This window comes from Streptomyces sp. NPDC127114 (assembly GCF_042677525.1).
Lineage (GTDB): Bacteria > Actinomycetota > Actinomycetes > Streptomycetales > Streptomycetaceae > Streptomyces.
This window is the reverse complement of sequence record NZ_JBHXTJ010000019.1, coordinates 129667-142486: the sequence shown is the minus strand read 5'-3', so window position 1 is coordinate 142486 and position 12820 is coordinate 129667. Positions and strand designations below refer to the sequence as shown.

The following is a 12820-nucleotide window of genomic DNA, read 5'->3' as shown; positions in this document are numbered from 1 at the left end:
GGGTCTGCGGGTCCACGCCGGCGGGACCCTGCGGCCCGCGCCCGTCCGGTGGCCGGGCGCCGGGCTCGCGGACGGGCGCGGGGTCCGTGGTGCCGCCGGAGCCGTACGGCGCCGGTCCCTCGCCGGACATGGCGCGGCGCCGCGCGGCGGGCTCGTGCTCGCTGCTCGCCGCGCCCGGAGCGTCCGTGGCGTCCTGGGAGGTGTCCCAGGGGTCACGCACGGCGCACCTCCGCCAGGGACCACCAGGCCGCCAGGCCGAAGACGACGGACATCAGGACCGTCGAAGGGCCGCCGATGTCCGCGTAGAAGAAGTCGACGAGCTGCCAGGACAGCAGGCCCGCCGCGACCAGCGCGCAGTCCGGGCCGAGACGGAGCCGGCGCAGGGCCGCGACCAGCAGGGCGACCCAGCCGCCGGCGAGGGCCAGGAGGCCGATGAGGCCCTGCTCGCTGAGAACCAGCAGGTACATGTTGTGCGGGGAGAGCAGCGGCTGGCGCGCGAAGCCCGCGCCCGCGCCCGCCGTGTCGCTGCCGGAGGACAGCGCCAGCGAGGCGTGGGAGTCCCGGTACGCGGGGAAGCCCTTGAGGCCCACGCCCGTCAGCGGCTCGCCGCTCCACATCCGGCCGGCGGCCGCCCACATCGTGTACCGGTCCGTGACCGACTGGTCGGGCGCGGCCGTGACCTGGGTGATGCTGCTGACGCGTTCCTTGACCATCTCCCCGCCGATGCCGAAGCCGCCCACCAGGACGACCCCGAGCGCCGCCGCGGCCAGCGCGACCCGTCCGGCCCGCCGCAGCCCCGAGAGGGCCAGCTGGATGCCGCAGGTCAGGACGGTCGCGATCCACGCGCCCCGGCTGAAGGACAGCACCAGCGGGAGGAAGAGGAGGCCCGCGCAGACCAGGGCCGCCGTGCGGGCCCGGCCCGCACGGCCGCCCAGCGCCAGGCCGGTGGCGACGACCAGGCCGTACGAGACGACGGTGGCCATGCCCATGACGTCGGTGGCGCCGAAGGTGCCGACCGCCCGGATGTCCTCGCCCTGGTACGAGGCGCCGGTGCCGGTCAGGTACTGCACCACGCCCACCCCGCCCTCGAGCAGCGCGAGGCCCACCAGCGCCCAGGCGACGACGGCGAAGTCACGCCGGTCGCGGATCGTCAGGAGGACGGCCGCGGGCACGAGCACGAAGATCTGCAGGTAGCGGGCGACGCCCGGCAGGCTGGCGCCCGGGTCGTGCGAGGTGATCGCGGCCAGGCAGACGCCGAACACGGGCAGGCCGAACACGACGGCCGCCGCCCGGCTCAGCGGCCTGGCCCCGCTCCGTACCACCCGGACCAGGCAGATCAGCACCAGCAGACCCGACGCGGCGTCAGCGACCGTGCCGGATCCGCCCGTCCCGCCCTGCGCGCCACCGCCGCCGCCCGGCACGAGCAGCAGCGCGACCACCGCGAGCACCGGGGACAGCGCCCCGGCGCGCCGCGCCCAGTCCCGTACGCCCGGGCCGGTGATGCCGGCCGGCACCGTCACGGCCGTTCCCGTCGCCGTGGTCATCGTCAGCTTCCCGTCGGTCGCACGAGCCCGGCCGCCGTGCGCAGCAGGATGCACACGTCCTGCCAGAGCGACCAGTGGTCGATGTAGTGGTTGTCGAAGCGACAGCGGTCCTCGATCGAGGTGTCGCCGCGCAGCCCGTGCACCTGGGCGAGTCCGGTGAGCCCCACCGGCATCCGGTGCCGGGCCGCGTACCCGGCGTGCACCCGGCTGAACTGGGCGACGAAGTAAGGCCGTTCGGGCCGCGGGCCGACCAGGCTCATGTCGCCGCGCAGCACGTTCCACAGCTGCGGCAGCTCGTCGAGCGAGGTCTTCCGCAGGAAGTGCCCGGCCGCGCTCATCCGGTGGTCGTCGGCGACGCTCCACCGGGTCGCCGACTCCGTCTCGTCGGCCGGCTTGAGCGTACGGAACTTCAGCAGCGTGAAGAGACGGCCGTTCTGGCCCACCCGCTCCTGCCGGAACAGCACCCCGGGGCCGTCCGCGATCCGCACCGCCAGCGCGCACAGCAGCAGCACCGGCAGCGCCAGCGCGAGCGCGGGCGCGGCGAGCGCCACGTCCAGAACGCGCTTCGCGGTGAGCCCGCGCCGCTCGCCGAGCGGCACCAGACGGCGGCAGCCGTACCCCCACAGATGGTCGGCCATCGGCTCGCCGGACGGCTCGCCGCCGACCCGCCAGGTGGTGCAGCCGTACTGCTGGAACAGCGTCACCAGGCCCTCGTCCTCGGTGAGCAGCACCGCGTCGCGCACCGTGTTCTGGATGACCGCCCGGTGGATCTCCTCGGCGGTCGTCAGCACCGGCAGGCCGGGCTCGCCGCCCTGGCCCCGCTCACCGTCCGGCCGCGGACCGACGATCCCGACCGGACGGATCCCGTACTCGGGGTGCTGGCCGAGCGCCGCGGCGAACCGCCGCGCCGGGCCCGGCGCGCCCACCACGAGCGCCGAACGCGGATGCGCCCGGGCCGCCCGCCGCCGGCGCCCGTGCACGAACCCGCGCAGCACGACCACGGCCACGACGTGCGTCGCGTACGCGGCGGCGAGCCGCAGCGGTCCGATCGCGAGCGCCGGGGCGTACGCGGCGACCGCGGCCGCCGTCACGCTCCAGGCCACGCCGGCCCGGGCGGCGAGCGCCGGCACCTCGTCAAGGACCCCGACGGGCACGGCCGAAGGCCGGTGCAGCCCGGCCCGGCCGTCGAGCAGCACCACGAGACCGGCGACCAGCAGGGCGAGCTCCCAGCGTCGGTGCGCCGAGGCCTGCACGGCGGTCGCGAGCAGGACGGCGAGCACGTCGGCCGTGACCAGCGGCGCGGCGGCGAACCGCGTCCGGGCCGGCCGGCGGGCCGGCAGCGCGAGCCGGTCGGAGCCCGCGCGCGGCGACGCGAGGGAGGTGAGACCGGGGTACTGGCCGGCCGAGGGCCAGGGACCCGACGAAGGAGGAATGCTGGTGCTTTCGGTAGTCACTGTGCGATCGGCTCTCTGTGCTCCGTGCACCGCACTCCGGCCAGTTCGCGGTAGAGCTCCGCGACGGCCGCGCCGGTGCGCCGCACATCGAATCTGCTGAGTACGTGCTCGCGGGCCTCCCGGCCCAGCGAGTGCCGCAACCCGGGCGCGCCCAGAAGGCGGCCGAGCGCGGCGGCGAGCGCGGCCGGGTCCCCGGGCGGGACCAGGCACAGCGCCTCGTGACCGGGCGGCAGGCTCTCCCGCGCCCCGTCCACGTCGCCGACGACCACCGGCCGGCCGCTGGCCATGGCCTCCAGCGGCGCGAGGGCCATGCCCTCCCAGCGGGACGGCAGGACGACCAGGTCGGCGGCCCGGTACCAGGGCGCGGGGTCGGCGACGGCGCCGGTGAACCGCACGGAGGGCCACGGCCCGGCGGCGGCCCGCAGCCGCTCCGCGTCCGGGCCGTCGCCGACGAGCACGAGCCGCGCGTCCGGCACCGCGGCGAGCACCGCGGGCCAGGCGTCGAGCAGCACGTCCTGGCCCTTCTGCCGGCACAGCCGGCCCACGCACACGACGAGCGGCCCGCCGGTCGCGCCGGCGGGCCCCGGGACCCGAGCGGCCGGACCGCTCTCGGCCGGACCGCCCTCGGGCGTGAAGCGCGTGGCGTCCACACCGTTGTGGATCACCGACCAGGCGGCGCGCACCCCGGCGCTCTCGCCGGTGCGGCGCTCGGCCTCGCTGACGCACAGCACGCGGTCGGTCCAGCGGGCCGCCCAGCGCTCCCAGCGCCGGGCGAGCGCCGCGGTCGTGCCCTCGACCGCCTCGAAGGACCACGCGTGCGGCTGGTACACCGTCGGAACCCGTCCCCGCAGGGCGAGTCGGGCGCACAGCCCCGCCTTGGCGCTGTGCGCGTGGACCAGGGCGGGGCGCACGGTACGGAGCAGCCGGGCGAGCTCACGGGTCTCCCCGGCCAGCCGCGGGCCGAGTTCCCGCCCGGCCCGCCAGTCGTACGCGTCGGCGCCCTCCGCCCGTACGGCGGCGGCGAGTTCGGTGCCGGGCGGGCAGGCCACGGCGACCCGCAGGCCCGCGGCGAGCTGGCCGCGGACCAGATCGGTGACGACCCGGGCGACCCCGCCGTCACCGGGCTGCACCGCGTGCAGCACGTCCGGCCGGTCAGTCGTGGGCGTCCGCCAGGTCGCGGCGGCCCGGTTCGAGGTCGGCCTGGAGGAAGAGCGCGCCGAGCCAGACGGCGTCCTCCGGGCTCCCGAGGCGGATGTGGAAACGATCGGCCCCATGGCGCAGCGCCCCCCGCAGATCGAAGACGTCGGAGTCGTACCCCAGGGTGTTCTGATGAGCGGGCAGTCGTTCCATCCGACTTGTTCCCGATTCCGTGATGCTGGAGTTCATCACGTCGTCCGCGGAATTCGCGGAATCGGAGACCACGCTGCGCGTGACGCTCTTGGCCAGGGCGGTCTCCACCGCCAGGTAATCCCCGGAAGTCCCCCGGTCGCCGTCGTAGCCGACGATTCCGAGCCGGCCGTCCGCACCCTGCGGAATGCGGTCCGCGCCCAGGGCGAGCGGGACCGAGACCTCCCGGTTCTTCGGACCGAGCGCCTCGAACCCGTCCCACACGGCGAGGCGGCGCAGCGGCTCGTCGGCCTTCTCGTACGCCGCGACCAGCGTCCAGCCGCCCCAGCCGCCGACCGTCGAACGGCCCATGGCGACGTTCACCTGGGCGACCGTCCACAGGCCCGGCTGGGCCGAACGGACCAGCTCGGTGACGTCGGCCGAGGCCTGGAAGGCGTCGGCGCCGTCGGCGGTGCGGTGGCCGATCGTGCTGTCGGCGAGCACCGCCTTGTACTGGCCGCCGGGCTCGGCGATCAGCACCCGCCCGTTGTCCGCGGGCGGCTTCTGCTCGCCCACGCGCAGGTTGCCGCCCCAGTACAGGCGGGCCCAGCTGACCCGGGCCCCGGCCGGAACGCGCAGCTCGGCCCGGCTGGAGTTGTAGGTGTTGGGATCGCTGTCGACGTCGACGTACGCGATGGCGGCGCCGTCGTTGACCGACTCCGCGCCGGTGGCGCCCGTCGCCGAGGAATTGGCGGCCCGCACGACCCCACCGTGCAAGGTCGCCTCGTACCGCGGCGTGAAGGGGAGCCGGGCGGCCTCCTTCGGCTGGGGCGCGACCGGCCGGGGCGCGGTCGCGGGCGTGACGGCGGAAGCTGCCGGGAGCGCGGCGGAAAGCGTCGCGCACGACACGGCACACAACAGACCCCGACGAACGGCATGAACCGCTGAATTCCGCATACAGGTTCTCCGCTTTGATGAGAGAAGGAAGGGAAGACCCGTGGAGACCGGGGGAGGGGAGGGAGATGTCGGCCGCGCGAAATGGATGAACGCGCGACGGGACCGGAAGCAACGTTCGGAAACGTTATAACCCCCGCGACGGGCGATAGTAAGCATTAGATGCTCACAAACGCTAACTTCCGTATCCAAACGGCACGTTCCTCGTTGAGCGTGTTGCGCCTTTCTGGGGTCAGTCACTCGAATGACCCTCCTATGGCCCAAAGATCGGTTGAACGTCACCCGTTCGGGAGAGCAACCGATGAAATCCGGCGGCGTTGTTGAAGCAGCCGGGCAAAACCGTCCGCGCCGTCCGAGTTGGAAATCGATCGAGGAGACGCTCTCCATGTCCCGTATCGCCAAGGCTGTCGCTCTGTCCGTCGGTGCTGCCGCGTCCGTCGCCGGTGCCGCCGGTGTCGCCGCCGCCGACGCCGGCGCCCACGGCGCGGCCGTGCACTCCCCCGGCGTGCTGTCCGGCAACGTCGTGCAGGTCCCGGTCCACGTCCCGATCAACGTCTGCGGCAACACCGTGCAGTTCATCGGCGCGCTGAACCCGACCTTCGGCAACACCTGCGTCAACGCCTGATCTCGCACGCCGGATCGTGGTCCTTCCGAGGCCGGCGCGCCGCCCGTCAGGGTCGGCGCGCCGGCCTTCGCCGTCTGCCCAGTGAGTGGTGACTCGTTCGGACGCACCCCCGTGCGCCGCCCGGTGCAACGGCGCACGCCCCTGTGAGGGGCAGGTCAGAAGGGTGGATTCACTCGAACGGAGACGTGGCGCTCAGTAGTTCTCCGATTGCGCAGCGCTATATCCGCAGGCACGGTGGCAGAGCTGTTGTCCGACGCATAAGAAAAAGGAACACGCATGCGTCCCCACGCTTCACGCCGCTTCACCGCCCTGGCGATATCCGCCGCCATCACCCTCGGCATGGCGGGCCCCGCCGTCGCCGACGAACTCCGCCCGTCCCGCACCACCGGCCGTACCGCGCAGGCACCCCTGCCCGACGCGGCCGCGCTCCTCGCCCAGACGAAGGCCCTGGGCGACCTCGGCGGTGTGACCGCCCCTGTGACGGAGCTGCTCACCAAGGCCCTCAAGGCCGACGACGGCCAGCTCCCCGCGGCCGACGCCGAAGCTCTCAAGGCGAAGATCGACACCGCCGTCGCCGCGGCGAAGGAAGCCGCTCCGGCCCCGCTTCCCGAGACCCCCGCGGCCGAGACCCCGGTCACGCCGCCCGTCGCGGAGACCCCGGTGAGGCCGCCGACGGCGGAGACCCCGGTCACGCCGCCCGCGACGGACACGGCGGCCAAGCCCGCCACTGATACGGCGGCCAAGCCCGTCACTGATGCGGCCGCCAAGCCCGTCACCGATGCGGCGGCCAAGCCCGTCACGGACGCGGTGACCGTGCCCGCCACGTCGCCCGTCACCTCTGCCGTGACCACGCCCGCAGGGCTGCCCGTCGCGGCCGGGGCTCGGGCGGCCGCGCCCGCCGACGTGATCGGCGACGCGCTGGCCTCGATCCAGAAGGCGGTCGCCGACCTGCTCGCCACCGTCACCTCCGGCAGTGCCACCGGCGTCGTCTCGCAGGTCACCGCGACCCTGACCTCGCTGGTGAACCTCGCCGTGGCGACCGTGCTCGGCAGCGGCCTGCCGGCCCCGGACCTGGCCGGCCTGCCCACCCTGCCGGCCCTGTCGACGGACGCGCTGCCGGTCGAGCCGCCCGTTTCGACGGACGCGCTGCCCGTCAAGCCGCCCGTCTCCACGGACGCGCTGCCGGTGAAGCCGCCGCTGCCGGTGCGCTAGCCAGGCGCCGGGCGACACGCCCGCGGACCGTGCCCGCCCAGGAACTCCTGGGCGGGCACGGGCGTGTTCGCGTGCGCCGTCGTGCGCCGCCCCGCGCATTCCATCGGGCAATCACACCGGGTCCATTCCTTCGGGTGCAGTGTCGAGAAAAGCCGGCTCCCGGAGTTTCCGGGCGGCGAACCTGTCGTTACCCAAGGCGGAACGACGTACGGGAATCAGTCAAGAGGCCTGTACGGCAAGCGAATTGAAAACGATGGAAGGATCCTCTTCATGAAGCCCACCAAGGTTGCCGCGGCCGTCGCCGGTTCTGTGATGGCCCTGGGCGTCGCCGCGCCCGCGATGGCTGCAGAGTCGATGGTGCCCACCAGCCTGGACGGTGGACTCGGTTCGCTCACGAGCGGCGGGCTGACGACGGACGCCCTCAGCAGCACCACGGACGGCTCGCCCGTCCAGACCGTCACGGACACCGCGGGCCAGCTGAACCAGGCCGGCGAGGGCGGCTCCAAGCTGCTCGGTGGTCTGCCGCTGGGCGCAAGCCCGCTGGGCGGCTGACGCTCGGTCAGACCTGTGTGTGGTGAACGGCCCTGGCGTCATCGCCAGGGCCGCACCTTTGCCCTCGTTCGGCGTCCGATTGAATGATTTTCGGATTGTGTGCCGTGTTGCCCCGGGTCTCCACCCGGTCCACGTCCCTACGCTCGCGCCATTCCCACGCACTCGGACGGCGTGGAACACGGGCCGGACGGAGCGAGGGGGGATCCTCGCCGGTTCTCCTGTCCCAGAGGAAGAGCGGTATGCGATCCATCATCAGCAGGAAAATCCTCACCACCGCCGCGGCGACGGGCATCCTGTCGCTCACCGGCGGATTCGCCTTGAGCGCCGTGGCCGCCACGGGGGATTCGCCCGGCCCGGAAACCGGGCAGCACATGCGGCTCCCCCTCCCGGGCAACGTCTGCGGTGACCACGCGGCGCTGGGCGCGCTGGCCGCGGCGGTCGCCGACGTCTGCCACCAGGCGGTGCAGTCCGCCGGCAACGGCGACGGCGACGATGACGACGAGCCCGACGGTTACGGCGACGACGAGGGCGGCAACCCTCCGCAGCACCCGACGACCCCGCCGGACCACCCGACGACTCCGCCGGACCACCCGACCACTCCGCCGGACCACCCGACGACTCCGCCGGACCACCCGACCACGCCTCCGGGGCACCCGACGACTCCGCCGGGGCACCCGACCACTCCGCCGGACCACCCGACGACCCCGCCGGACCACCCGACCACGCCTCCGGGGCACCCGACGACCCCGCCGGGGCACCCGACCACTCCGCCGGGGCACCCGACCACTCCGCCGGACCACCCGACGACCCCGCCGGACCACCCGACCACGCCTCCGGGCCACCCCACGACCCCGCCGGGGCACCCGACGACTCCGCCGGGGCACCCGACGACTCCGCCCGGGCACCCGACGACCCCGCCGGGCCACCCCACCACGCCTCCGGGCCACCCGACCACGCCTCCCGGCCACCCCACGACCCCGCCCGGCCACCCCACCACTCCGCCCGGTGAGTGCGAGGAGGGTGAGACCGGTCCGGACTGCACGCCCGGTGGGGAGAACCCGCCCGGTGAGTGCGAGGAGGGCGAGAACGGCCCCGACTGCACCCCCGGCGGCGAGCACCCGGAGCTGCCCGACACGGGCAGCGACTCCGCCACCGTCATGGGCGCCGCGGCCATCAGCGCCGCGCTCCTGATCGGCGGCACGGTCATGTACCTGCGCGGCGGGCGACTGGTCCGCTCCCGGGACTGACGGCAGCACCGCACGACGACGGACCGCGCTGACGGCGCGTCAACCGAGGCCCCCGCCCTCACCGGTGGGGGCCTCGTGTTGCTGCACTCAGGGGAATCCCGTCACGTATCGGCCCCGCAACTCGTTTGCAGGACATGAATCTGCGATCTCACGCCGGTCTGGGAATCCTCGCCGCCGCCCTCGCCTCGGCGGCCCTGGCTTCCCCGGCCGCCGCCGACGCCCCCGTGGTGGTCCCGTTGCAGGGCCTCGACCCCGTGCTGCCGATGGACACCCCCACGGTCGCCACCGGCGTACCCACGCCGATCCCCGGCGCGCCCACCGGCTTCCACGAGGGCGTCGGCGCGCTGCCGGACCTCACCCTGCCCCGCATCCCGCTCGAGAGCACCCTCTCGGAGACCGACATCGCGGCCCCGCTGCCGGAGGTGCTGCGCGGCAGCGAGCCCGGCACGGCCGAGGTCACCAGCCCGCGCTCCGACATGAAGGCCGTCACCCCCGGCGCCACCGTCGGCAACGCGCTGGCCGCGCCCAAGGGGAACGGGCTCGGTCTTCCGGAGCTCGGTGTCCCGCAGGTCGGTGTCCTCACCCCGGCGCTCAACGGCGCGCTCGACCCGCAGCTCGGCCTCGCTCCCTGACCTTCCCGGCCCTCCGTCGCCCGGCCCTCCGGTGGTTCTGGTGCGCGAGCGTCTGCCCGGCGGGGTGAAGACACGATTCTTCCCGCCACCCGAGGGGGTTCCGCTCGTTGCAACAGAAGGCTTGTCGCATGGCCGCGGCCCGCGGTTCACGGTCCGCTCCGTCGTATCCGACGGCGGGCGGGACGATGATCCGCGGGCCATCTCTTCCGATTCTGCGTTTTCTCCGCTCTCTTTCGGCGCAATGCCCGTGACTCGTGCGCGCTTTCGCCGTTGAAGGACACGTGTGGCCGTGATTCTCGCGGTCGCTTTCCCCGTTCAAGGAGTTCTTGATGTCTCGCATCGCGAAGGCTGCCGCTGTTCTCGCCGGCACCGGTGCCGTTGCCCTCAGCGGGGCCGGCATGGCCGTCGCCGACGCCGGCGCCGAGGCCGTCGCCGCCCACTCGCCCGGCGTCGGTTCCGGCAACGTCGTGCAGGTCCCGGTCCACATCCCGGTCAACCTCTGCGGCAACACCGTCAACATCGTCGGCCTGATCAACCCGGCCTTCGGCAACCAGTGCGCGAACGTCGACGGCGGTCACGACAAGGGCGGCTACGGCGGCTGATCTCCGCCCCCCCCGCAGTACGACACACGGCGTCCCCCCGGCCCGCACCACGGGCCGGGGGGACGCCGTCACGCGTAGCGGTAGATGTCGCTGTGGTCGGTCAGCTCCGCCGGGGTCACGTTCCACGGACCCATCCGCTCGTTCAGCGCGGCGACCTTGCGGTACTGCGGATCGCCCAGCGGCGGCGGTTCCTTGGGGAGGTAGCCCGCGGACGGGTTGCGGGCCTGCCAGCGCGACCACAGCAGGTCGACGTAGGCGTGGTGCAGCCAGAACACCGGGTCGTTGACCGAGCCGCCGCCGAGCATCAGCCCGCCGACCCAGCGGTGCACCCGGTTATGCAGCCGGAAGCGGTCGTTGCCCTGGCCCTGCGCCCAGCCCTCCAGGCGGTTGCGGAAGCCGGAGCGGCTGGTGGAGTTCCACGGCGACGTGTCGTACGTCCGCTCGCTCAGCGCCTCGTCGACGTCCGCGGCGGTCGGCAGCGTGATCGGGTCGCGCGGCCGCCCGAAGTCCCGGCTCAGGAAGGCCTGTTCGGTCATGCCGTGGCGTACGGTCCAGCGGCCGCCGGCGTACGCGAAGGGGCCGGTCATGACCTGGTAGTCGCCGCGGCGCCCGTTGCCGCCCATGAAGTCCTCGCTCCACAGGGAGGCCGCCGGGGTGTTGTCCCGGGTCCAGTCCCAGTACGGCACGGTCACCGACGGGTCGATCCGGCGCAGCGCCCGCTCGAACTCGAGAAGGAACCTGCGGTGCCACGGCAGGAAGCTGGGGCACATGTGGGCGACGCGCAGCTTGCCCTCGCCGTCGGCGACGTAGTGGTCGATGTGGGTGCGGACGAAGTCGTCGTACTGCCCGGTCCGCTTGAGTTCGAGGACGGCGGAGACGAAGCGCTTCCGCTCGGCGCTGGTCAGATCGCGCTGGTTCTTACGCGTGTACGCCACGCGGGCTCCCTCCCGGATGGCCGCCGTGACCGGCGGCGTAGCGGCTGAGCGGGGCGGACCCCAGTTCGTCCACGGCCGCGCGGGTGGCCGCCAGCGGCGTGGGACAGGACTCGTAGTGACAGACCGGGGTCACCCAGCCGCCGTCGGCGCAGCGCATCAGGTGCAGCGGCCGTCCGTCGACGAGGACCACCGGCTCGCCCGCGGGCCCGGGCAGGCTCCGGATGTGCCGGCCGCCGTACATCTCGTCGAAGGCCGAGGTCCCGTCCGAGGGCGGTGCGTCCCCGGTGAACGGGTCCCCGGAGGACGGTGGTGCGGTGCCGATACGGGCCAGTGCGCCGCCCGTGAAGGCGGTCACGGCCAGTGCGAAGAGGGACCGCAAGGCCACGCGGCGCGGGACGATCATGAATGATCTCCTGAGGTCGGCTTGATGCCCTATGGGCACAACGAGGAAAGCCCCGGTTCGTTGCGCCGGAAATGCCGGTGGTGGGAATGTCGGCCGAATGAGTGAATTTGGCGGAGGGTGAAGGGTGTTCGTCCCCTAGCATCCGGATCCATGACCACTTCCAATGTCCTGCCCGCGGCGCACAGTGCCCATTCGATGGGAACGCTCACCGTCATCTCCTGGGTCCTCGGACCCACCGATGACATGCCCGCCACCCCCTTTCTGATGGTGTATTCGATCGGGGACGGCGAGCACGGACCCGAGGCCGGCGCGGCGGAGCTCCGGTCGACCCTGGAGGGCATGGGCGTGCCGATCGGCGGCGACGTCGTCGACGCCGGCAAGGACCGCGGGATCGGCGCGCACCTGCTCGTCGAGGCGCAGCGGGCCGTGCTCACCCTGCCGTTCATGAACGCGCAGTGCCCGGTGTCCACGGAGTGGCAGGAGGCGGCGTACGAGACCGGCCACGTCATCCTGATGATCCCGCTCCTGCCGTGGTCGGCCGCACAGCCGGGGCAGCCGGTCACGGAGGCCGAGCTGAAGGCCTTCGTCACCGACGACAACGTGGTGCGGACCGCGGGCCATGTCGCGGTGCCGGTGAGCCGGATCCAGGGCTGAGCGGACAGGGGGCGGCCTGATGGCGACGGCGGACGTACGGGGCGGGGTGCCGGTCCAGAGGCAGCAGGAGCAGGAGCAGGAGTCGGAGCGCGCCGGCGGAGCGGGGATCGGCGCGAGCCGGGCCTTCGCCTGGCTGCTCGTGGTGACGGGTGCGGCCGGTGTGCTGGCCGGCTGGGTCATCACCATCGACAAGTTCAAGCTCCTGGAGGACCCCGGGTTCCAGCCGGGGTGCAGCCTGAACCCGGTGGTCTCCTGCGGCAACATCATGAAGAGCGAGCAGGCCGGGGTGTTCGGCTTCCCGAACCCGATGCTCGGTCTCGTGACGTACGCCGTCGTCGTCGCCGTGGGCGCCGGGATCCTGGCCGGCGCCCGCTACCGCGGCTGGTTCTGGCTGGGCCTGAACGCCGGGATGCTGTTCGGTGTCGGCTTCTGCACCTGGCTGATGCAGCAGTCGCTGTACGAGATCAACTCGCTGTGCCTGTGGTGCTGTCTGGCCTGGTGCGCGACGATCACCATGTTCTGGTACACCACCGCGCACAACGTGCGGCACGGTCTGCTGCCCGCGCCCGCCGCCGTGAAGGGCTTCCTCTCGGACTTCACCTTCGCGCTGCCGGTGCTGCACATCGGGATCATCGGGATGCTGATCCTGACCCGCTGGTGGGAGTTCTGGACCAGCTGAC

14 protein-coding genes and 1 pseudogene are annotated in these 12820 nt (G+C 73.4%); 8 read left to right on the top strand and 7 right to left on the bottom strand.

Annotated elements, in window-relative coordinates; all coding sequences use genetic code 11:
- The 5 genes and pseudogenes from ACFVGS_RS20785 to ACFVGS_RS20765 form a co-directional block, all read right to left on the bottom strand.
- A pseudogene (locus ACFVGS_RS20785) lies at positions 1-220 on the bottom strand (hypothetical protein); the annotation flags it as partial.
- The gene (locus ACFVGS_RS20780; RefSeq protein WP_385693283.1) at positions 213-1544 is read right to left on the bottom strand and encodes an O-antigen ligase family protein; all 1332 of its coding nucleotides are present in this window, start codon (positions 1542-1544) and stop codon (positions 213-215) included. The gene ACFVGS_RS20780 and the pseudogene ACFVGS_RS20785, both read right to left, overlap by 8 nt.
- 2 nt (positions 1545-1546) lie before the next feature.
- Entirely contained in the window at positions 1547-2998 is a 1452-nt protein-coding gene (locus ACFVGS_RS20775; RefSeq protein ID WP_385693282.1) for a sugar transferase, read from the bottom strand.
- The gene (locus tag ACFVGS_RS20770) at positions 2995-4128 is read right to left on the bottom strand and encodes a glycosyltransferase (protein WP_385693287.1); all 1134 of its coding nucleotides are present in this window, start codon (positions 4126-4128) and stop codon (positions 2995-2997) included. The genes ACFVGS_RS20775 and ACFVGS_RS20770 overlap by 4 nt, the downstream gene beginning before the upstream one ends.
- 22 nt (positions 4129-4150) lie before the next feature.
- On the bottom strand, positions 4151-5281 hold the full coding sequence (locus ACFVGS_RS20765) for a DUF3344 domain-containing protein (protein WP_384423562.1): 1131 nt from the start codon (positions 5279-5281) through the stop codon (positions 4151-4153).
- Positions 5282-5663: 382 nt separating this feature from the next.
- On the opposite strand from ACFVGS_RS20765, the gene ACFVGS_RS20760 reads away from it, so the two are divergent.
- From ACFVGS_RS20760 to ACFVGS_RS20735, 6 genes are all read left to right on the top strand, one after another.
- Positions 5664-5903, top strand: a complete 240-nt coding sequence (locus ACFVGS_RS20760) for a chaplin (protein WP_384423563.1) — start codon at positions 5664-5666, stop codon at positions 5901-5903.
- A gap of 276 nt (positions 5904-6179) precedes the next feature.
- Positions 6180-7115 (top strand): hypothetical protein, encoded by a 936-nt coding sequence (locus ACFVGS_RS20755; RefSeq protein WP_384418852.1) that lies wholly within the window; start codon positions 6180-6182, stop codon positions 7113-7115.
- Between the two features lie 270 nt (positions 7116-7385).
- Positions 7386-7667: a hypothetical protein gene (locus ACFVGS_RS20750; protein ID WP_384418849.1), complete on the top strand. Its 282-nt coding sequence runs from the start codon at positions 7386-7388 to the stop codon at positions 7665-7667.
- A gap of 239 nt (positions 7668-7906) precedes the next feature.
- A complete protein-coding gene (locus ACFVGS_RS20745) occupies positions 7907-8914 on the top strand; it encodes an LPXTG cell wall anchor domain-containing protein (RefSeq protein WP_384418847.1) in 1008 nt (335 codons plus the stop codon).
- A 134-nt stretch (positions 8915-9048) separates the two neighbouring features.
- The gene (locus tag ACFVGS_RS20740; protein ID WP_384418844.1) at positions 9049-9546 is read left to right on the top strand and encodes a hypothetical protein; all 498 of its coding nucleotides are present in this window, start codon (positions 9049-9051) and stop codon (positions 9544-9546) included.
- Positions 9547-9875: 329 nt separating this feature from the next.
- Positions 9876-10148 (top strand): chaplin, encoded by a 273-nt coding sequence (locus ACFVGS_RS20735; protein ID WP_385693281.1) that lies wholly within the window; start codon positions 9876-9878, stop codon positions 10146-10148.
- A 68-nt stretch (positions 10149-10216) separates the two neighbouring features.
- Here ACFVGS_RS20735 and ACFVGS_RS20730 read toward each other — a convergent pair whose 3' ends face one another.
- Together ACFVGS_RS20730 and ACFVGS_RS20725 are read right to left on the bottom strand one after the other, a co-directional pair.
- Positions 10217-11083, bottom strand: a complete 867-nt coding sequence (locus ACFVGS_RS20730; RefSeq protein WP_384418838.1) for a tyrosinase family protein — start codon at positions 11081-11083, stop codon at positions 10217-10219.
- Complete coding sequence (locus tag ACFVGS_RS20725; protein ID WP_385693280.1) at positions 11067-11486, bottom strand: tyrosinase family oxidase copper chaperone; 420 nt, start codon at positions 11484-11486, stop codon at positions 11067-11069. The genes ACFVGS_RS20730 and ACFVGS_RS20725 overlap by 17 nt, the downstream gene beginning before the upstream one ends.
- A 150-nt stretch (positions 11487-11636) precedes the next feature.
- Here ACFVGS_RS20725 and ACFVGS_RS20720 point away from each other — a divergent pair, with 150 nt between their 5' ends.
- On the top strand, positions 11637-12140 hold the full coding sequence (locus ACFVGS_RS20720) for a DUF5949 family protein (protein WP_384418832.1): 504 nt from the start codon (positions 11637-11639) through the stop codon (positions 12138-12140).
- A 19-nt stretch (positions 12141-12159) separates the two neighbouring features.
- On the top strand, positions 12160-12819 hold the full coding sequence (locus tag ACFVGS_RS20715) for a vitamin K epoxide reductase family protein (protein WP_385693279.1): 660 nt from the start codon (positions 12160-12162) through the stop codon (positions 12817-12819).
- Position 12820 lies beyond the last annotated feature (1 nt).

Excerpts from the sequence above, each read along its gene's own strand:
- ACFVGS_RS20765 (WP_384423562.1), bottom strand. The coding sequence starts at position 5,281 with ATGCGGAATTCAGCGGTTCATGCCGTTCGTCGGGGTCTGTTGTGTGCC.
- ACFVGS_RS20755 (WP_384418852.1), top strand. The coding sequence starts at position 6,180 with ATGCGTCCCCACGCTTCACGCCGCTTCACCGCCCTGGCGATATCCGCC.
- ACFVGS_RS20760 (WP_384423563.1), top strand. The coding sequence starts at position 5,664 with ATGTCCCGTATCGCCAAGGCTGTCGCTCTGTCCGTCGGTGCTGCCGCG.
- ACFVGS_RS20720 (WP_384418832.1), top strand. The coding sequence starts at position 11,637 with ATGACCACTTCCAATGTCCTGCCCGCGGCGCACAGTGCCCATTCGATG.
- ACFVGS_RS20780 (WP_385693283.1), bottom strand. The coding sequence starts at position 1,544 with ATGACCACGGCGACGGGAACGGCCGTGACGGTGCCGGCCGGCATCACC.
- ACFVGS_RS20715 (WP_385693279.1), top strand. The coding sequence starts at position 12,160 with ATGGCGACGGCGGACGTACGGGGCGGGGTGCCGGTCCAGAGGCAGCAG.
- ACFVGS_RS20735 (WP_385693281.1), top strand. The coding sequence starts at position 9,876 with ATGTCTCGCATCGCGAAGGCTGCCGCTGTTCTCGCCGGCACCGGTGCC.
- ACFVGS_RS20740 (WP_384418844.1), top strand. The coding sequence starts at position 9,049 with ATGAATCTGCGATCTCACGCCGGTCTGGGAATCCTCGCCGCCGCCCTC.
- ACFVGS_RS20750 (WP_384418849.1), top strand. The coding sequence starts at position 7,386 with ATGAAGCCCACCAAGGTTGCCGCGGCCGTCGCCGGTTCTGTGATGGCC.
- ACFVGS_RS20745 (WP_384418847.1), top strand. The coding sequence starts at position 7,907 with ATGCGATCCATCATCAGCAGGAAAATCCTCACCACCGCCGCGGCGACG.
- ACFVGS_RS20725 (WP_385693280.1), bottom strand. The coding sequence starts at position 11,486 with ATGATCGTCCCGCGCCGCGTGGCCTTGCGGTCCCTCTTCGCACTGGCC.